Here is a 20,108-nt window from a genome sequence, read left to right as displayed (position 1 = left end):
TCTCCTCTCTTTTGAATGCTTAATGCGCAATCATTTCTTGGGCAATTTCTTGTTTGCTTAAGTCGTTTGGATAATACGTTGGCCAGTTGTCCATTTCATTGAACAGACTTTCTTGGCTATCGCCGCCGAAGAAGATGTGGAAATGAGCGGCTTTCGTTGGTGCGATGTTGTGGTCGCTAAATTGGACGTATTTAAACCGCCCAGCATTGGCATCGTCTGTTTCAAAAAGGAAACGGACGCCACGGTTGCCTTTTGCATAGTTTAAAATTTTATAACCGGCTGCTTTATAGGTGAATTTTTGTGGTTTGCCATCGACCAGAAATTCAATGGTGGAATCAGTGATGTTGATATGGTCGACATCGGTTTGATAGCCGGCATCATAGTAGGTTTTGTATTCGGCTGGTGTTTTATCTTTTTTCAGTTTCGCTTTGTAATCGAAGACTTGGTCTAATGTGCCATCTTTTAATAAAGGATAGACGGATTGCCAATTTCCAGCGTAATCTGCCAGTGTTCTCTCAGCCACCTCACTGTCTTTGAAATAGCCGTTAGCCACGGTTTTTTCTGTTTTTTCAGAGGTTTCTGGCTGAACCTCTTTCCCAGCTGTATCTGTTGTTTTTTTCAAAGCGGTTAAGTTTTCTTTCATTACAGAAAGATAATCTTCGCCATTGTCCATTTGTTTTTGTGTCAAACTTTCTAGCGGGTTTAGGACTTCCAATTGAACATTTGCTTCGTCAGCTAACGTTTTAGCAATTTTATCGTTGGCATTTTTTTCAAAATAAATATAGCGAATTTGATTGTCTGTGACATATTTTTTCAACTCTGCCAAACGCCCTGCTGTTGGCTCTTGTTCAGGTGTTAAACCAGCTATTGGCACTTGTTTTAAGCCGTAATCTAAGGCAAGATAACCAAATGCAGCATGTTGGGTAACAAAACTTTTTTGCTTAGCGTCTTTCAAAGCTGTTTGGAACTCTTTGTCTAAGGCTGTTAATTTTGTTAAGTATTTTTCTGCGTTTGTTTCAAATGTTTTGGCTTTTTTAGGGTAAAGTTTGACTAATTGTTCTTTGATGTTTGTGACTTCTTGGATGGCACGATGAGGCGAAACCCAAGTATGCGGGTCTAATTCATGGTGGTGGCCTTCTTCGCCATGTTCGTGGTCGTGTCCGTCTTCGTCACTGCCGGGAAGTAAGACCATGTTTTCGGTACCTTTAATGACGTTCGGGGCTCCTTTTTTCCAGCCTTTAGCAGCTTTTGGTACCCAAGATTCCATATTTTCATTGTGGTAAACGAAAACATCCGCATCATGGATGGTAGCCATATCTTTGGCGGATGGTTCATAATCGTGAGGTTCAGAACCAGCAGGGATTAACAATTTGACGTCTCCTTCATCGCCTACAATATTTTTAGTGAAATCGTACATAGGATAAAAAGTCGTGACAATGGATAGTTTTTCTTTACCGTCAGCGGTTTTATCAGAGGTGTTTGTTTTGCCGCAAGCGCCGAAAAGGATTAGCGATAAGGCGGCTAACAGGGGAAGAGTAAATTTTTTCATAGGTGTGCTCCTTTAGTGAATTACGCAATTTTCTTTTGTTTATTGCGCTTATGTTCTTTAATGATTTTAAGTGCGCGTTTTCGTGTTTTGATGTTGGGACTTTTCAGTCGACGATAAGCGCTAGATAAGTCAGTTTTTTCCATTATATATAGGACCTCCATTTCGTAAAAAAATAATTTACGGAGTAGCTATTTTGTTGAGGGTTTGAAAGGTTTCTTGAATTTTTTTTGTCTCTAATTCTTTGCCAATCAGAACAATTGTCGTTTCTTGAGGGGGTTGATTCGTCATTTGAAAGGCCACTTGCCGGTTGACGCCTTGCATGGCAATGGCCAAGTCATGCTCCTGTAAGGCGAGAATCCCTTTGAAACGGTATAACTTTTCCTGATGTGTATACATTAACCAATCAAGCCAACGAGTGAAAAGAGGTTCGTTGAGGGCTGAGGACGCCGTTAACGTAAGGGAGTGAAAGGTATGGTGATGATGCTCGTGGGCGTGCTCATGCGGGGAATGAGTCATTTCGTGTTCTGTAAGTGTTGCCGTAAACTTATTTAATTGAAAAAAGTCACTAGCCAAAAGAGGCTCGTTGGCTTGAAAGGATAAAATATCAGCAAAAGGATTAATGGTACGAAGGGTTTCTTGGAACGTTGGTAGCTGAGTGCTGTCTGCTGGTTCCTTGACAGAAAAAAAGAGGCGATCTGCTAAGGCCAGTTGTTTGATGGCTTCGGATTCTTGAAGCTGTTGTTGCCAATGATGCCCATCAACGACCGTTAAGAGACTGTCTATATAGAAATGATTTTTGATGTGCGGGGTCGTTAAAATTGTTTGAATGATTGGTTGCGGATCAGCAATGCCCGTTGTTTCTAAAATGACTTGGGCAATGGGTTGTTGTTCTTCTTGATACACTTCTAAGATTGCTGATAAAGAGGCAAGAAGATCTCCTCGTAAGCTGCAGCACATGCAACCGTTATTTAATTGAATAATTCGTTCCGTGGTTTGTAAAAGTAATGCGTGGTCAACGCCTGTTTGACCAAATTCATTTTCAATAATAATAATTTCTTCTTTAGGAAACGGTGACTGCGCAAGCGCATGGTTAATTAAGGTTGTTTTTCCTGCGCCTAAAAAGCCAGAAACAATGGTGATTGGAATGCCCATCAAGTTTTCCTCCTGTTATTTGACTTCAGTGAAAAGTGCGCGGCGCCGTAGTTTTGGTGAATATTTTTTCAGCTGTAATTTTTCTGGTGTATTTCGTTTGTTTTTACTTGTTAAGTAAAGGCGCTCGCCAGTTTCAGCGCAAGCTAACGTAATGGTTTGGCGCATAGTACCGTCCTCCAATTTGATTTTTTTAATTGCGTATAAAAGATAAAGGGGGCTGCGAGGTCAGCCCAAATGCGACTGTCCTCGCTAGTTGTCTTTATCGAAATAATGAGTTACCAGCTTGCTTTTTTGACGCCAGGAATCAAGCCTTGGTGAGCCAATTCACGGAAACGAATCCGAGACATGCCAAATTTACGCATGTAGCCACGTGGGCGCCCATCTGTTTGATCGCGGAGTTTTAAGCGACTTGGATGAGCATCTTTTGGCAATTTGCTAAGACCTTCATAATCGCCAGCTTCTTTTAAGGCTTGGCGAATAGGCGCATATTTTGCAATCATTGCTTGTTGTTTTTTTGCTTTAGCAATTTTTGATTTTTTAGCCATAAGGCACTTCCTTTCTTTTTGGATTTATAAAATCTAAATCGTAATGGTTACGATTTGAACGGAAGTATATTATCAGGTGTTGCGTTGTTTGTCAAGTGAGAATTTCGTTTTTTTTAGGACTTGCTAAGTTGAGAAGTTAGAAATGTTTGTTTTAGCGCTGTTTTGTAGTATCTTTTAAGAAAGAGTAAAAAGGAGTGAAGATGGCAATGGTAGAACGTTTGACGATTATTCGTGGTGTGGAAAAATTTGAATTACAAACGAAAACAGCGCGCTGGGTGTTAGCAAAAGAAGAGGGATATTCGCCAGTTCAAATGCTCGTTTCGGCAATTGGCGCTTGTGGGGGATACGTGTATCAATCCGTTTTGGAAAATTCGCACATTCCCTTTGAGTTTGAAAAAATAGAAGTCACGTATTCAAGAGAAGTAAAGAGACGCGCACAACCATTAAAACAGGTGACGATTCTCTTTTATGTGACTGTTCCAGAAGCCTTTCAAGAACGGGCGACACGGTGTTTGAAGCTTGTCTCCCCAAACTGTCCAGTGATTCAATCATTGGCTGAAAGAATTACTGTCGAAGAAACAGTTGTATTTAAAAAGTAAACCATTAGAGACATTATCGTTACGAGCGCTTTTCCCTTTTTGGATGCCTCGTTTCTGAGAATGTCTTTTTTTAGAGGAGCGTGGGGAAATAGCTGTAGAAACAGGAAATTTTTAATTCATTTGTACAAAATAATACAGACAAAAAACAGATAGTGTTTTTTTCACAAATAAAAAGGTTGCTTTTTTTTCTGTTTTAGTAGATGATGTAAGTAGTTACATCTCTGATATAACGCTGTTTTTTGAAACGTGTGTTATTTTTTAATTCGTAATAGTTTTTTTAAATCGTTTCACAGAATTACTTTAATTGTTATACAGTTTTTTTAGTTGTTATAGTTTGTTTGTCGGCCTTTAGGAGGTAATCATGATTGAGTTAGTGAATGTGTCGAAAGTCTATCAAGAGACACACGCGTTAAAAAATATTCACTTTTCTGTCCAACCAGGAGAAATCGTTGGGATTGTTGGGAAAAGTGGCTCTGGCAAGTCCACGTTGTTACGTTTGTTGAATTTAATGGAACAACCGAGTGAAGGGGAGATTCGTATTGATGGTAGAAATGTTCAAACCTTCTCTAAAAAAGAAGTTCGCCAGCAGCAACAACAAATGGGGATGGTGTTTCAGCATTACAATTTGTTAGAAAATTTGAAAATTTATGATAATGTTGCGTTGCCTTTGAAACTTTTAAAAGAGAAACAGCCTGAAAAAATTGAGCGTTTATTAACGTTTGTTGATATGGCCCATAAGGCAGAAGCGTATCCTGCTCAGCTTTCTGGTGGGGAAAAACAGCGTGTCTCTATTGCTCGAGCGTTGAGCCGTAATCCAAAATGGTTATTATGTGACGAGGCAACGAGTTCATTAGATGAAGAAAATACAGAAAGTATCGTTCGACTATTACATAAGACGCATCAGGAATTCCGACCGACTATTTTCTTTGTCAGTCACGAATTAGAAACCGTGAAGCGCTTATGTAATCGTATCTTAGTGATGGAAAAAGGTCAGTTAATTGGCGAATTTCTGAATAATCCTCAGCAATATGAGGAAGAACCGCTTTCCTATTTAGAAAAAGTGGAAAGGAGTTTGCGTCCATGACTTTTTCAGAAACCTTTGCCGAATATTGGCCATCTATGCTGATTGGTTTAAAAGAAACAGGGATTATGATGTCGATTTCGATGGCTATCTGTTTGCTTGTTGGCTTGCCTTTAGGCTTAGGACTATTTTTGGCTAATCCGAAAGTCAAAGGGCATCAACCTTGGCTGTACTGGGTTTTAAATTTCATTGTAACTGTTATTCGCTCGTTTCCTTATTTATTATTTGTGATTGCGTTGATTCCAGTCACTCGTTCTGTTTTAGGAAAGGCGTTTGGCCCAATTCCTTCATCTGTGCCATTGAGTATTGTTGCGATCGCGATTTTTGCTCGCTTGGTTGAACAAGTGCTGTTGGATGTTCCAGAAGAAATTTATTTTTTAGCTAATTCGTTAGGTACCTCGAAAGTCCAATACATTTGGCACTTTTTATTGGTGGAAGCACGTAGCGGATTGGTCCTTGCTTACACAACCACGACAGTGAGTATGGTTTCATATTCCACGGTGATGGGTGTTGTTGGTGGCGGCGGGATTGGCGATTTTGCAGTTCGTGTCGGGTATCAACGGTATGAATACGGTATTATGTATGTTGCCATTGTGATTATGATTGCACTGGTCTTCATTTTACAAATGCTTGGGAACTTCATTGCCCAAAAACTAGACAAAAGAAAGTAGGAGGACAAAAGAATGAAGAAGTTTTATTTAGCAACATTCGCTGTTATTGCAACAGTTATTTTAGCTGCCTGTGGGGGAAATAAACAAGCAGACCAGAAAGAAGACAAGGAGATTACCGTTGCCGTGCAATTGGAATCTTCAAAAGATATCTTGGAGATTGCCAAGAAAGAAGCTGAGAAAAAAGGGTACAAAATTAACATTATGGAAGTGAGCGACAATGTTGCCTACAACGATGCCGTGCAACATGACGAAGCGGATGCTAATTTTGCGCAACATCAACCCTTCATGGAAATGTTTAACAAAGAGAAAAAAGCTGATTTAGTGGCTGTTCAACCGATTTATTATTTTGCTGGTGGTTTCTATTCAAAAGAATATCAAGATGCGAAAGATTTACCTGAAAATGCCAAAGTGGGGATTCCTAGCGATCCAACCAATGAAGGTCGTGCTTTAGCAATTTTAAATGCAAACGGCGTGATTAAATTAAAAGAAGGTGTCGGCTTTAACGGTACGGTGGCAGATGTCGTGGAAAATCCTAAAAACATCACTTTTGAAAGCATTGATTTACTGAATTTAGCTAAAGCCTATGATGAAAAAGACATCGCTATGGTGTTCTGCTACCCAGCCTACTTAGAACCTGCTGGTTTAACAACGAAAGATGCGATTTTGTTAGAAGATGAAGAAGCAAGTAAACATTACGCATTGCAAGTTGTGACACGTAAAGGCGAAAAAGATAGCGAAAAAATCAAGGTTTTAAAAGAAGCGATGACAACAAAAGAAGTTGCTGAATACATCAAGAAAAATTCTAAAGGCGCCAATATTCCTGCGTTTTAATGAATAGAAAAAATGAAGCCTCTTTTTTGAGAAGCTTCATTTTTTTCTTTTCCTTGATTTATAGTATAGTTAATAGGAAGGAGGTGCCGGTGTGGTCGAATTATTTATTTTAATGATGGAACGGGTAGGCTTAATTATTTTACTGGCCTTTCTTTTAGTGAATGTTCCTTATTTTAAGCGTGTTTTATTAAGTCGTGAAAAAATGTCTTCAAAAGTTCAGTTGATTTTGATTTTTGGTTTATTTGCTATTATTTCTAATTTTACAGGTATCGAAATCGCTAAGAATCAGATTGTTCCCAATAATTTACTAACCTATTTAAGCAGCAATGCTTCCATTGCGAATACGCGTACGTTAGTAATTGGCGTTTCTGGATTAGTGGGTGGTCCGATTGTCGGCAGTACGGTTGGTTTAATTGCTGGCTTTCATCGGGTTATTCAAGGCGGGGGGCATAGTTTCTTTTATGTGCCTGCTTCTTTAATTGTTGGCTTAATTGCCGGTTTTTTAGGGAGCCGCATGGCAAAGCAAACCGTTTTTCCGTCTGCCGGCTTTTCTGCCATTGTCGGAGCATGCATGGAAATGATTCAGATGATTTTTATTTTCTTTTTCAGCGGTGATCTAGCGGATGGGGCCACGTTGGTTCGTTTTATTGCGCTGCCGATGATTTTGTTAAATAGCGTAGGAACGTTCATTTTTATGTCGATTCTAACGACGACATTGAAACAAGAAGAGCAGGCCAAAGCGGTTCAGACGCACGATGTTTTGGAATTAGCAGCGGAAACACTGCCATATTTTCGAGAAGGACTCAATAAAAATTCCAGCAAAAAAGTCGCGGAGATTATTAAGCATTATACAAAAGTCAGTGCGATTAGCATGACAAACAGTCATCAAATTTTAGCTCATGTTGGCGTAGGAAGCGACCATCATATTCCAGAGCTAGAAGTCATCACGGAGCTTTCTCGGGAAGTGTTACGGACGGGCCAAATGACCATCGCGCATGCCAAAGAAGAAGTTGGTTGTTCGGACCCTAATTGTCCGTTGCAAGCGGCGATTGTGATTCCATTATTTTCCCATCAGCAAATTGTTGGTACCTTAAAAATGTACTTTACGGATCCAGCGCAGTTAACGCATGTCGAGGAACAGTTAGCAGAAGGTCTTGGGACAATTTTTTCTTCACAAATTGAATTAGGTGAAGCGGAAGTACAATCAAAATTACTTAAAGAAGCTGAAATTAAATCCTTGCAAGCGCAAGTGAACCCGCATTTCTTCTTTAATGCCATCAATACTATTTCCGCATTAATGCGGAAAGACAGTGAAAAAGCGCGGAAACTATTGCTCCAATTAAGTAAATACTTTCGAGGCAACTTACAGGGAGCCGTGCAAACTACGATCCCAGTTTCACAAGAACTAGAACAAGTAAAAGCCTATTTGTCATTAGAACAAGCACGGTTTCCGAATCGTTATCAAGTAACATTTGACGTGGAAGAAGCGGTTGCTTCAGAAAAAGTACCGCCGTATGCGATTCAGGTGTTAGTGGAAAATACCATCAAGCATGCATTTGGCAGCCGGAAGGAGAACAATCAAGTCCGGGTAGTGGTCAAAGCAAAACAACACAAATTACATGTGGATGTGTATGACAATGGGCAAGGGATTCCTGAAGAACGCCGCTTGCTATTAGGAAAGACAACAGTGACTTCGGAAAAAGGCACCGGCACGGCACTGGAAAATCTGTCCCGCAGAATGGCGAACCTTTATGGATCAGAAGGTTGTTTTTTAATTGAAAATTTAGAAACAGGCGGGAGCCATGTTCATTTAGAAATCCCGATGGAACAGGAGGAATTAGATGCACGTATTAATCGTTGATGATGAACCCTTAGCACGAGAAGAATTGAGCTATCTTGTTTCCCAACATCCGCAAGTGACGAGCGTTGCAGAAGCGGATTCTGTGGCGGAGGCAATGGAAGAGATGATGGATCAAAAGCCAGATTTGTTATTTTTAGATATTCATTTGACCGATGAAAGCGGGTTTGATTTAGCGGAAAAATTAACCCATCTTAAAAAAGCGCCCTACTTGGTCTTTGCAACCGCCTATGATCAATATGCGTTAAAGGCCTTTCAAGTGAATGCAAAAGATTATATTTTGAAACCTTTTGAAGAAGAAAAAATAACACAAGTCATTGAAAAAGCATCGAAAGAAATGGGGCAAGCTGTCCCAGAAAACACTGCCGAAAAAGGACCAAAATCTGAAGCAATACCTATTCAAGGGGAAGACCGCATTTATCTTGTGGCGCCAGAAGATATTTACCTCGTTTCTGTCGAAGAACGGCAACTGAGCATTTTTGTAGATCAACAGGTCTACAAGATGACAGGGACCCTCAACAGTATCGAACAAAAATTACCTGCCACGCTCTTTATTAAAACACACCGAAGTTTCATCTTGAATCGAACAAAAATTCAAGAAATCCAGCCGTGGTTTAATAACACGTTGCAAGTAATTTTAACCAACGGCTCAAAAGTACCTGTTAGCCGTTCATACGTCAAAGAATTTAAAGAAAAACTTGGCTTAAGTTAAAAAATCACCACTTGAAATGTCGAATGCATTTCAAGTGGTGATTTTTGCATTTGGTGAAGAAATTCTGGCATTTCATGAAAAAAAGCCCTTAAAAAAACGTTTTCTTTATATACTTAACCCATAGAAAACAGAGAAAAGGGAGCGAAGAAGAATGGAAAAGAAAGTATATTCATTTTTACAACAAGCAGCAGTTTTTGCCATTATTATGTTAATCGCCAACGGCTTGGCGTTCATTTCCCCAATACCAATGCCTGCTTCAGTAATTGGCATGGTGTTATTGTTCATTGGTTTATGTACAAAAGTTGTTAAATTGGAGCAAGTGGAAGGGCTAGGTAATAGCTTATCAACGGTTATTACATTTTTATTTGTTCCTTCAGGGATTTCCTTAGTTAATTCTTTAGGGATTATGCAACAATTTGGCGTTCAAATTGTTTTTGTTATTTTAGTAGCGACACTAGCGTTACTAGCAACGACTGGTTGGACGGGCGCCTTTTTATTGCATATGAAAGATGCTCGAAAAGAAAAAGAACCCGCAGCAACGAAGAAAGCGAAAGGAGAGGTTCGCGCATGAATCCGTATGTTGGCATTATTATTTCATTAGCTGTATTTGGCATAGGTACTTGGTTGTTTAAAAAAAGTAAAGGTTTCTTCTTATTTACGCCATTATTCGTTGCGATGATTTTAGGCGTTGTCGTTTTAAAAGTAACAGGAATTAGTTACGAGCAATACAATGAAGGTGGCAAATATATCAGCTTCTTTCTAGAGCCTGCGACAGTAGCGTTTGCGATTCCTGTATATAAAAAGAGAGACGTGTTGAAAAACTATTGGTTAGAAATTTTAACGGCGTTAACAATTGGTTCTTTTGGTTCGCTAGTGGCTGTTTATTTTGCAGGAAAAGTGATTGGCATGGATAATCATTTAGTGGCCTCAATCTTACCACAAGCAGCTACAACAGCGATTGCCGTACCTATTTCTCAAACTGTTGGCGGCATTGCTTCCATTACGGCGTTTACTGTAATCTTCAATGGTGTACTAACCTATGCCTTGGGCCGAATTGCATTGAAATGGTTTAAAATTAACAATCCAATCGCCAAAGGTTTAGCTTTAGGTGCGGCCGGACATGCCCTAGGTGTGGCAGTTGGCATAGAAATGGGCGAAACAGAGGCTGCTATGGCTAGTATTTCTGTCGTAGTGGTTGGTGTAGTTACTGTTTTAGTAGTTCCTTTCTTTGCAACGGTCATTGGTCTATAAAAAAGTGGGCTTCCCCACTCTTTTATGAGTAGCTAATTTCTATCAGCTAGCAGTCTCTGCTTATTCTGTTCCCGCCGTTTATCAATTTTTAAGCCTGGGACAAAAATCCAAAGTGATTTTTGTCCCAGGCTCTTTTGTGTTGTTCACAGGATTTTTTGAATATAGATAGGTCGGATTGACCGGTCTTTTTATAGAATGGTTGCTCCTAAAGTTTGTTTAAAGTGGCGTAACGCCCATTCGTGTCCTTGTTCATCAAAACTAGCAACGGCGCGTTCAGGAATCATTAATTGATAGCCTAAATTATAGGCATCGACAGCCGTATGCAACACGCAAATATCTGTACAAACACCAGTTAAACAAAGCTCTGTAATTCCTCGTTCTCGTAATCGAATGTCCAAATCTGTACCACTAAAAGCAGAATAGTGCCGTTTGTCCATCCAATAAACGGTTGCCTCATTTTTGTGAGCTTGATAAAAATCAGCTAGCGAGCCAAACAGATTACGCCCGTCAGTTCCTAAGACATTGTGGGGCGGGAAAAGTTTATTTTCAGGATGATAGTGATCTAGGGGGTCATGCCCATCAATGGCAAAAACCACAAAATCGCCATTGTCAAAATAGTGCTTTGTTTGTTGAACAAGGGCCGTTTCAATGGCTTGTCCAGCGGCACCAGTGGTTAGTTTTCCGTCTGTGGCGACAAAATCATTCGTATAATCAATGGAAATCAGAGCTTTCATTTGGCAACCTCCTAAAGGTTAAAGTCATTTTGTTCATTTTACAGCTTTTAAGAAAGCATTTCAAATGATAAAAGTACATCAAATTCTAAAAAAGCTGTTTCAAAATAAACGCTTTGGCTAAAAAACATGCTATAATTTTGCTACAAATTAAAGCAGGTGAATAGAGTGAAAAGAAAAATCGTACGTTTTATCCTTTGGTTGTTAGGAATCCTTGTGGTTATTTGCTTAGGCGTGTTTCTCGCCTTTCAATTATCTCCTAAGCCAGGCGCTTGGGTCATCAACCAGTTATTCGCAGGCGAAGTTGAAATAAAAGATTCAGCTTCCTATGATAAAGCATTGCTCAATGTCCAATTGCAAGAAAATCAAACATACCCTTCTTCAAGAAAAAAGAATACCTTTGATTTGTATTATCCCCAAACGTCAAAACAAGCGGTACCAGTCGTTTTATGGGTCCATGGTGGTGGCTATGTGGGAGGAGATAAGTCTGGGATGAAAGAGTTTGCGACACGTTTAGTGGCTGATTCCTCAGTTGCCTTTATTTCAATGAATTATGAATTAGCACCAGACGCACCTTATCCAAGCCAGCTCCAGCAGGTCGATGAACTTGTTCAATTTTTATTAGAAAAGAAACAAGCGTATCCCATGTTAGATTTATCTAAGCTTTTTATTGGCGGGGACAGTGCGGGTGCACAGATTGCTCTACAATATGCAACAGTTCAAACCAATGCCAACTATGCCAAAGAACTAGGGATGACTGCAGCGTTGCCGGCTAGCCATTTAAAAGGCACACTCTCGTATTGTGGTCCGGTGGATTTGAAACAAATGGCCAACCAACAAAGTGATAATCGTTTTATGAAATTTTTCGTTAAAACAGTGGCTTGGTCCTTGCTCGGCACTAAAGACTGGCAGACGAGTGCAGAACTGCAAGAAGTGAGTTTAGTGGATAAAGTCACCAAAGAATTTCCCCCGACGTATCTAACAGATGGCAATAGTTTTTCATTCCAAGAGCAAGGACTAGCCTTGGTTCAGCGGTTAAAAACTTTAAATGTTCCAGTTTCAGCTCTCTTTTTCAAAGATAAGAAAGCAACAATCACCCACGAATATCAATTCGACTATCAAACAAAAGAAGCTAAACAATGTTACCAAGAAACAGTCCAGTTTGTGAATACGTATAAATAAACAGAGGCCTTAGAAATATTTCTAAGGCCTCTGTTTATTTATTTTGTTATTTTTCAGCAGGGAAATATGTATAAATTAAACAAAAATGTTTATTTAATGATGTTTACATGAGAAAAAATCCGTGCTATACTACGAACTCGTTTGTTAATTTTAATGTTAAAAACAACGTTTTTGTTATTTTTGTGAACAAATTAACATTTTTATCTTACAAAAACAGCAAAAAATTCGTTTAGTTAACAAAAAGAAAATTAAAAAATAAATTTTTTTTTTGAAATTAAGAAAATATCTTTAAAAAAATCAGAAGAAAACTTCGTATACTTGAGCCATAGGTTGGTTGTGGAAAGTTTACTTCGAGGGAGGAGTGATGAAGTTAATGAAAAAGAAAATCGCTGTTTTATTGGCAACTTGTTTACTTGTACAACCATTTTTATCTGTTTCAGCGTGGGCGATTGAAGGGGAGCAACAAACAGAACGTACGCAGACACAGCCAAAAACAGCAGAAACCAGTACAAGTGAAGCAACAAAAGAAAGCAGCGCACATTCTATAGAACAGTCATCAATGACGGAATCTAGTGCTATCACAGAAAAAGTAACCACCTCTTCCACAGAAACAAAACCAAGCGAAGAGCAGAAGCAAATCACGTTGACCTTTGAAACAACGGATCAAGCTTTGTTTCTAAATGATGCCAAAAGTTATCAAGTGGTAAAAGAAAAAAATCAGCCACTTCGGACAGAAGAATTACCAAAATGGGCGAATAGTGAGGAAAATACGACTTTCGTTGGCTGGTCTTACCAAGGAAAAACATATACAAATGAAGAACTTCTTCAATTAGAGTTTTCAGAAGATACACAACTTACGGCTGTCTTTAAACAGAAACTGACACGCATGGCCAGAGCTGTTTCAGTTGATCAGTCCATTGCGGACACAATTGCCCCTGCGGATAAAACAAAAGTGATTGTTGTGCCAAGTCCTGCAGGAGATGGAGCAGCGTACAAAGAATATGCATCGACAGAGGCTGGCTTGAAAGAAGCCTTGTTTGATTTGTATCAACAGGGGAACAATGGCGATTTCACTCTTTATATAGGAACTAATATTACAACGGGTACGGCGACCACCGCTAAAGTGATTCCTGACACCGTTACGGCAAGTAATATGACCTTTTACGCCTTGCAAGGCAAGGTCAATCATTTAGTGATTACTGGAAACAGCGCGGATCCGATTAGTATGGATCAAACGGCGCCAACGGGTTCTAAGACGTTAGGATTTAATCAAAATATCTTTTTTGGCTCAAACATCACTTTGAGAAATCTAAACTATACAGGTACGAATATGTATTTAAATGGTTACAGTTTGAACTTGAATGGCGGTTCTAGTGGAAACGGTCTGACCGTATACGGTGGAACGGATACAGGAGATGTTTCAGGAAACCCAACTTTAACAGTAAATAGTACAGGTACAGGGACATGGAATTTCTATGGCGGAAACCAAAATGGTGGTAATTTAGCTGGAAATCCTACGATTGTTATTAACAATACACGGAGCGGACTAAATACATTAAGTGGGGGCGCCAATATTGGGACAGTGACTGGGAATACTTCATTGGTTGTCAATGATTCTGGTGGCAGAATTGCTTCAATTTATGGGGGCGGTTATGGGACCAACGCAACCAACACAGCGAATGTTACTGGTAACGTCTCAACAAAGGTTGCAATTACGAATGCTGCTACAGGTTTCCAACTAAGTACGTATTATGGCGGTGTTCAATACGGAAATATTGGTGGAAAAGTAACAAACGATATTTCTGGATATGGCCGTTGGTATACAGCGGGTCAACGTTTTATTGGTGGCTCTTCCCGCGGCGATATAGGAACGAATCGTGCGACTGATGGAATTACTACAAATTTAAATACACAGTTGTATAGTGCGGGTCGTGCAGATTTTGAAGGAGGCAACCAATATTCTGGAACGATCATCGGAGATATTACGAATGTGGTTACAGCAGGAACGAATTCCGCTGGTGGTATTAATGATTTTAACGGCGGTGCTGGTAACAATGTTTCGAAATTTAACAAGAGTCAAATTGGGGCCTCAAATGAAGCAGCGTATGATGCTTATACACCACAGCAAAGAGCAGAATTAGCCAAATCGGCAGCAGCTTTTAAAGTTTTTGGAAATATTTCTTCTAAATTAGTCAGCGGTTCGTTTAATAATGGTGCAATTTACTCAACTGCAGCTGGCCGCGGCGGCTATATTGAAGGAAATACAACAATTGAAGTGGGAACAGCGAATGGTGATGGGTCCTTAGGTGGCGATGGTATGGCTTATTCAGGCGCAAAACCGACAAGCTTAGATTATTCAACGACCGATAAAAGTCGTGGGTATAGTTCAGGTTGGGATATTGTTGGTGGCGGTGGCTATCCTGCTAGTAATGATACTTGGGATATCTATATAAAAGGAGATACTAAGACTGTTTTAAATAATACCATTGCTCGCTGGACATATGGTGGCTCTTTTTCAGGTGTCGTTGAAGGAAATACTTCTAACACATTGAATGGCGGGATTGCTGACACATTAGAAGGAACAGGCTATCAAGCAGCTCGAGTTTATGGAAACGGTCAAACAATCGTTAATAATGGTCAAGTCGATTGGTTTCTTTCAGGCGGTGGCTGGAATGATGCCAAAAATGTTGGGAATGTCGGTGTAACGGTTTATGAAGGAGTAATTAATGCTTCGATGGGCGCTTCTTATGGAGCAAGCGGTGGCCATACAATTACTGGTAATTCAGACAATCGCATCTACGGAGGAAATTTCTCAGGAACTCCTCGGACAGGCGCGAACGGTTTTTCAGGTGGGATTACCAATGCGGGCTCACTTCTTGGAAATGCCAAACTCTTAATTGATTTAAGAAATTACAACGGAGAGTTTAAGTTGCCTGGTAATACCTACATTACTGGTGGTCGGCCCTATGGTCAAAATACGACACTAGGAACGGATGAATCAAACACAATTACTTTAAATATTTTCACTAAAACAGGTGTGGAATCTCTAAATGGGGCCAGCATTTACGGTGATGGTGGAACCAATGCTGCGTATACCAAGAACGGCAAGATTACAATGAATATTCAAGCAGCGGGTTCTAGTATTGGAAATTTATATGCGACACAGTATTCCAATATCAGTGGCGGAAAAATCTTACGTGATGTTACCGCAAATGTTCAAGGTGCAGTTAGTATTAACGGTTTATCCGGTGGTTCATCAACAGATAATTTCACTAATGCAATTGTGAATGCTAGTTCAAATAAAGTGGCCTTTAACTTTGGGACTAACGTTGACGGCACCAATAACTATCAAACAGAACCACTAAATGCGACAGGCTTAGGCGTTGTCAACTTTACGGAATTAAATGTCACCAATGGCATTAAATTAATGGCTAATGGTGGGAACATCAAAAATGGCGTTTCTGCTACTGCCGCGAATCATAGTACGACTTACAATGAATTCGGATCAATTCATCTATCTAAAAACGCTGGAATTGGGATCACCAACACGGCCAATTTAATTTCAGCTAGCAAACTAACGGTTCAGGATCATGCAACATTAGAAACAATTCCTGGTACAGGTAAAGTAAACATTGCGGATTTTGAAGCTGTCGATCCAACAAAAGATGAACTTTTATGGATTAAACCAACGACAGATACAACTGCTTTGGTGGATAGCACAGGGACTTGGTTTGGAAATGTCAAAGCCTATCAGGTCTTGACGATTAATCCAACGGTCAATAATGCTACAAAACTTATGCCAACAACGTTTCATGGGATTGAAAAAGCGACTGGAAAAACATTTATTGGCGATAACGATGTGACCAAGGGTGCCAATGGCTATGGGATAGCAATTCCTGGCTCTATCATCGATTATGAAGTGGAAACGCCTGGAATTGTGGCAGGTGCAGGTACTATTTCTCATGATGTAAAAGAGGTCAAAGCTGGCAATGCGCCGTTAACCTTACAAGCGTGGGGCACAGAAGTAGCTGGACAAAAAGTTCAAAAAGGACGTTTGATGATTCCGACCTCAAGTGCTTTAACACCAACCCTAAGCTTCCTTCCTGACGAAGTAACAGGTTCTTGGTTGCACCAAGGAACGGTTAAGTCTAGTGAAGTTGGGAGCGCGATAGAGCAAATTCCAGAGCAAAAAGATACCACCCCGCTTTCATGGAAAGCGACGAATATGAACTACAGTTATCAGGTGAAAGTTCAATTTTCAAATAAAGTGGAACTTTCGGGGCAATCGGTGATTGTCACAGAAGATGAGGCAGCGCAGCTAACAACTGTTGATAAGGTAGTGGAAATGCTCGGCGCAAAAGGTCGGCCGTTTTTCAAGACCTCATTAAAAGAGACGGATTTACCACAAATTCAAGCGCCGTTAGCAGAAAAAACTGTATCGCGGACACATGATATTCAATTAGAAGCAGGGACGTCAGGAGATAATTTGCAAAACAAAACGGTTCATTTAGTTGTTGTGAAAAATGAAAGTGTCCTTGCCAAAGATCGTTCGTTTGCTTTGTATGCGACAAGTGCGCATTTGAAATTAAAAGAAGCAAATGGCTTAACGAATTCAGACGAGTTGGCACAATGGACACAAGCAACGGTGATTTTCGCAGATGGTCGGGCCAATCAAACACCAAGTCTTGATTCCGCAACCTTCCAAGCCATTCAGCAAGCGAAACCAGAAGAATTAGCCAAAACGGTGCCAGCCAATTATCAATTTACAGAAGCTGGTGAAACGTTAAATAAAAAAGTCAATGTGTCTATTTCAGGTGAATTAACGTTAGAAAAAGTACCTAAAACAATTGATTTTGGCAAACAAAAAATTTCTGCCAAGCCAGAAGTTTACTGGCCAACTCTTTCAGATGATTTAGTCGTTCAAGACACACGCGGGACAGAAAGTACGCCTTGGAAACTGAATGTTCAGATAACGAATCCCTTAACGAACGGCACAGATCAATTGGAAGATTTGTCATTGGTTACAGACAAAGGAGAATTTTTACTCAATAAGGGAGATACGGTTGTTACAGAAAATGAAGGCTCCGGTTCAGGTAGTTATACAATTAACCAAGGTTGGGGTGCGGCAAACCAACGGGGACTTAAACTATCTGTGCCAGTCGAGAAACAAAAAGTTGGCGAATTCAAAGGGACATTGTCATGGACATTAGTCATGGCACCATAACAAGGAGGAGAGAAGTGAGATGAAAAAATACCTTTTGCTTAGTTGTTTTTTAGGTCTTTTCAGCTTCTGTCATTCAGACACTGCGTTTGGGGAAGCAGCTTATGAAAATAGTGGTGTTGTCTCCTTTTATGGAACGTATGAATATCCCACAGAAGAGTCGACAACAGCGACTAGTAATTCTTCCACAACGACCGAACCCACCAAGCCAGCTGACGGAGGCGCTTCATCCGTCCTTTCTTCTGGCGTATATGGGTCGCGACAAGGAAGATTACCAGCGACAGGTACCACCAATCAAGCACCATTTATTTATTTGGGAATCAGCCTTATCACTATAGGCATATTATTTATTAAAAGGAGAAGAGAAGATGAAAAAAACAGTATTAGCAGTAGTAGGGATTGTAGGATTTAGCGGTGTCCTAGCGACACAACAAGCATTTGCGGAAGACATTAACGTGAACTATACAAGTAATGGCGCCATTACATTTGAACCAGATACAGATCCAACGAAGCCAGTTAACCCAACCAATCCAGATGAAAAAGTTGAACCAGAAGATCCAACTGACCCAACTGGACCAAAACCAGGGACTGCAGGCCCCTTATCAATTGACTATGCTTCAAGCTTTCAATTTGGCGCCCAAAAAATCACTTCCGATACGAAAGATTATTATGCACAAATTCAAACATTTAAAGATGGAACAACAGGTCCCAACTATGTTCAGGTAACGGATAAACGTGGGACACAAGAAGGCTGGACGTTAAGCGCTGTACAAAATGGGCAATTCAAAACAGCCCAAAATGAAGAATTAGTGGGGGCCGCTTTATCGATTGCCAATGCAGGTGTGACATCGATTGTTGATGCCACATACGCGCCAACACCAACAGCAGCACATACCTTTGTTCCTGGAACAGAAGTAGAATTAGTCAAAGCAGAAGATGGCAAAGGGATGGGGACTTGGGTCTATCGTTTTGGGAAAGATGCGACAGAAGGTGCTACTGCCGTGAAATTAAATGTCCCAGGTAAAGCGATTAAATTAGCAAAAGAATATCGTACGACCTTAACATGGACATTGAAATCTGTACCAACGAATGTTGGAGGCTAAGTAAATGAAAAAAACAGTCGTCTACTCCTTGTTATTCGGAACAATGTTGCTTGGCGCCACTGTTCCTGCTGAAGCGGCGACGGTCGTTTTTGATAGCGAACAGTCGATTGTTTTTACCCCAAGCACAGATGGGACGGATCCAGTGAATCCAGAAAATCCCGATCCAGAAAAACCAGTTCGACCAGTCGATCCAACGAATCCTGATGGACCTAATCCAGGCACCCCTGGGCCACTTTCTATCGATTATGCCTCAAGTTTGGATTTTGGGAGTAATGAGATATCGAATAAGGATCAAACGTATTTTGCCAGAGCGCAAACCTATAAAAATCCAGATGGTTCAGCAAGTGAATTGGCAACTGCTAATTATGTACAAGTAAGTGATTTACGGGGAACCAATGCTGGCTGGGTTTTAAAAGTGAAACAAAATGGTCAATTTCGTAATGCAGAAACATTACACAAAGAATTAACAGGCGCCACTGTCGCCTTTACTGAGCCCAGTGTTCGCTCAAATGCGACGGACGTATTGCCGCCAACTGCTACCGCAAACATTCAATTAGATGCTGCGGGCGCAGAAACTGTTGTCATGCAAGCCCCAGAAAAGACCGGCGCCGGAACGTGGATCACGCTGTGGGGGCAAGCAGAAAAAGTGACTGAAAAAAATCAACAAGGACAGCAAGTAAATGCCACAATCACACGGGCAATCTCACTAACTGTTCCCGGGAAAACCCCTAAGGATGCAGTACAATATAAAACAACTTTGACTTGGCTACTTTCAGATGTACCAGTAAATAATGGAGGGAAATAAATGAAAAAGACAAAAGTAATGACATTGATGGCAACCACAACTTTAGGCGCATTGGCACTTGTACCAATGAGTGCATTAGCGGTCGACGGTGGTGAATACCAAACAAACGGAGCGATTCAATTTGCACCAAATACGAACCCAACGAATCCAGTTGATCCGACGAATCCAGATCCGGATAAACCAATTACGCCAGTTGATCCAACTGATCCGACAGGACCTAAGCCAGGGACAGCAGGTCCGTTATCCATTGACTATGCATCTAGTTTATCTTTTGGGGAACAAACGATTACCTCAAAAAATATGACCTACTATGCAGAAATACAAAAATACAAAGATAATGCTGGTGCCGACCAAGAAGGCCCGAACTTTGTTCAAGTCTCAGATAATCGTGGGACTGAAACAGGTTGGACGTTAAAAGTAAAACAAAATGGTCAATTCAAAACTGAAGCCAACCAAGAACTAACAGCGGCCAAAGTAACTTTAAGCAACGGACGCGTGGTTTCAGCTTCACAATCTGCAAAACCAACGACAGCGCCAGCTACGATTGAATTAAACCCAACTGGGGCTGAATCAGTGGTCATGGCTGCTGGCGATAAAGAAGGTGCGGGTACGTACTTAATGAGCTGGGGCGATAGTGTAGATGCCGCTAAAACAAGTATTTCATTAGAAGTACCTGGTTCAACCACAAAATATGCGAAAAAATACACGACAACTTTTACTTGGACTTTGACAGATACACCTGCTAACACAGGAAACTAAGAACGACAGCATACACGCAAGATCGGGATATAAGTCAAAAATTTTTGGCTTATCTTTC

Annotated in this window: 20 protein-coding genes; 14 read left to right on the top strand and 6 right to left on the bottom strand. The window is 40.4% G+C overall.

All coding sequences use genetic code 11. The features are described 5' to 3' along the window. Positions 1-19: 19 nt before the first annotated feature. The 5 genes from IGI63_RS08835 to rpsN all read right to left on the bottom strand — a co-directional run bounded on the left by IGI63_RS08835 (position 20) and on the right by rpsN (position 3,246). Complete coding sequence (locus IGI63_RS08835) at positions 20-1,549, bottom strand: metal ABC transporter solute-binding protein, Zn/Mn family (protein ID WP_429975681.1); 1,530 nt, start codon at positions 1,547-1,549, stop codon at positions 20-22. Positions 1,550-1,569: 20 nt separating this feature from the next. Then, entirely contained in the window at positions 1,570-1,692 is a 123-nt protein-coding gene (locus IGI63_RS08830; protein WP_002383181.1) for a putative metal homeostasis protein, read from the bottom strand. 34 nt (positions 1,693-1,726) lie between these two features. Next, entirely contained in the window at positions 1,727-2,701 is a 975-nt protein-coding gene (locus IGI63_RS08825) for a CobW family GTP-binding protein (protein ID WP_429975680.1), read from the bottom strand. A 15-nt stretch (positions 2,702-2,716) separates the two neighbouring features. Further along, positions 2,717-2,866 carry a 50S ribosomal protein L33 gene (gene rpmG / locus IGI63_RS08820; RefSeq protein WP_002354818.1) on the bottom strand — a complete coding sequence of 50 codons (150 nt, stop codon included), beginning with the start codon at positions 2,864-2,866 and terminating at the stop codon, positions 2,717-2,719. A gap of 110 nt (positions 2,867-2,976) precedes the next feature. After that, positions 2,977-3,246 carry a 30S ribosomal protein S14 gene (gene rpsN, locus IGI63_RS08815; RefSeq protein ID WP_002354822.1) on the bottom strand — a complete coding sequence of 90 codons (270 nt, stop codon included), beginning with the start codon at positions 3,244-3,246 and terminating at the stop codon, positions 2,977-2,979. A gap of 200 nt (positions 3,247-3,446) precedes the next feature. Here rpsN and IGI63_RS08810 point away from each other — a divergent pair, with 200 nt between their 5' ends. The 8 genes from IGI63_RS08810 to lrgB all read left to right on the top strand — a co-directional run bounded on the left by IGI63_RS08810 (position 3,447) and on the right by lrgB (position 10,249). Next, positions 3,447-3,845, top strand: a complete 399-nt coding sequence (locus IGI63_RS08810; RefSeq protein WP_429975679.1) for an OsmC family protein — start codon at positions 3,447-3,449, stop codon at positions 3,843-3,845. 361 nt (positions 3,846-4,206) lie between these two features. Continuing rightward, positions 4,207-4,929: a methionine ABC transporter ATP-binding protein gene (locus IGI63_RS08805; RefSeq protein WP_429975678.1), complete on the top strand. Its 723-nt coding sequence runs from the start codon at positions 4,207-4,209 to the stop codon at positions 4,927-4,929. Further along, positions 4,926-5,597 (top strand): methionine ABC transporter permease, encoded by a 672-nt coding sequence (locus tag IGI63_RS08800; protein ID WP_002354825.1) that lies wholly within the window; start codon positions 4,926-4,928, stop codon positions 5,595-5,597. Before IGI63_RS08805 ends, IGI63_RS08800 begins: the two co-directional genes overlap by 4 nt. A 12-nt stretch (positions 5,598-5,609) precedes the next feature. After that, positions 5,610-6,428, top strand: a complete 819-nt coding sequence (locus IGI63_RS08795; protein ID WP_002354826.1) for a MetQ/NlpA family ABC transporter substrate-binding protein — start codon at positions 5,610-5,612, stop codon at positions 6,426-6,428. A 91-nt stretch (positions 6,429-6,519) separates the two neighbouring features. Beyond that, positions 6,520-8,289: a LytS/YhcK type 5TM receptor domain-containing protein gene (locus IGI63_RS08790; RefSeq protein ID WP_429975677.1), complete on the top strand. Its 1,770-nt coding sequence runs from the start codon at positions 6,520-6,522 to the stop codon at positions 8,287-8,289. Continuing rightward, positions 8,270-8,998 carry a LytR/AlgR family response regulator transcription factor gene (locus tag IGI63_RS08785; RefSeq protein WP_002367483.1) on the top strand — a complete coding sequence of 243 codons (729 nt, stop codon included), beginning with the start codon at positions 8,270-8,272 and terminating at the stop codon, positions 8,996-8,998. The genes IGI63_RS08790 and IGI63_RS08785 overlap by 20 nt, the downstream gene beginning before the upstream one ends. Positions 8,999-9,149: 151 nt before the next feature. Next, positions 9,150-9,569, top strand: coding sequence for an antiholin-like murein hydrolase modulator LrgA (gene lrgA, locus IGI63_RS08780; RefSeq protein ID WP_002354829.1), 420 nt, complete (start codon positions 9,150-9,152; stop codon positions 9,567-9,569). After that, positions 9,566-10,249: an antiholin-like protein LrgB gene (lrgB, locus tag IGI63_RS08775; protein ID WP_429975676.1), complete on the top strand. Its 684-nt coding sequence runs from the start codon at positions 9,566-9,568 to the stop codon at positions 10,247-10,249. Before lrgA ends, lrgB begins: the two co-directional genes overlap by 4 nt. A 188-nt stretch (positions 10,250-10,437) precedes the next feature. On the opposite strand, the gene IGI63_RS08770 is transcribed toward lrgB, so the two are convergent. Further along, positions 10,438-10,983 (bottom strand): cysteine hydrolase family protein, encoded by a 546-nt coding sequence (locus IGI63_RS08770; RefSeq protein ID WP_002383189.1) that lies wholly within the window; start codon positions 10,981-10,983, stop codon positions 10,438-10,440. A 165-nt stretch (positions 10,984-11,148) separates the two neighbouring features. Between IGI63_RS08770 and IGI63_RS08765 the strand changes: the two genes are divergently transcribed. From IGI63_RS08765 to IGI63_RS08740, 6 genes are all read left to right on the top strand, one after another. Continuing rightward, positions 11,149-12,162: an alpha/beta hydrolase gene (locus IGI63_RS08765; RefSeq protein ID WP_142666090.1), complete on the top strand. Its 1,014-nt coding sequence runs from the start codon at positions 11,149-11,151 to the stop codon at positions 12,160-12,162. A 364-nt stretch (positions 12,163-12,526) separates the two neighbouring features. Further along, complete coding sequence (locus IGI63_RS08760) at positions 12,527-17,386, top strand: hypothetical protein (RefSeq protein WP_429975675.1); 4,860 nt, start codon at positions 12,527-12,529, stop codon at positions 17,384-17,386. Positions 17,387-17,405: 19 nt separating this feature from the next. Continuing rightward, positions 17,406-17,795, top strand: a complete 390-nt coding sequence (locus tag IGI63_RS08755) for an LPXTG cell wall anchor domain-containing protein (RefSeq protein ID WP_002354835.1) — start codon at positions 17,406-17,408, stop codon at positions 17,793-17,795. Beyond that, positions 17,752-18,486 (top strand): WxL domain-containing protein, encoded by a 735-nt coding sequence (locus IGI63_RS08750; RefSeq protein WP_002381053.1) that lies wholly within the window; start codon positions 17,752-17,754, stop codon positions 18,484-18,486. Before IGI63_RS08755 ends, IGI63_RS08750 begins: the two co-directional genes overlap by 44 nt. A gap of 4 nt (positions 18,487-18,490) precedes the next feature. Next, entirely contained in the window at positions 18,491-19,291 is an 801-nt protein-coding gene (locus IGI63_RS08745; RefSeq protein WP_002385162.1) for a WxL domain-containing protein, read from the top strand. Further along, the gene (locus IGI63_RS08740; RefSeq protein WP_429975674.1) at positions 19,292-20,050 is read left to right on the top strand and encodes a WxL domain-containing protein; all 759 of its coding nucleotides are present in this window, start codon (positions 19,292-19,294) and stop codon (positions 20,048-20,050) included. Positions 20,051-20,108: the final 58 nt, after the last annotated feature.

Source organism: Enterococcus sp. DIV0086, assembly GCF_050498705.1.
GTDB classification, from domain to species: domain Bacteria; phylum Bacillota; class Bacilli; order Lactobacillales; family Enterococcaceae; genus Enterococcus; species Enterococcus faecalis.
Note: the sequence above shows the minus strand (reverse complement) of the source record. Positions and strands in the feature narration are given on the sequence as shown.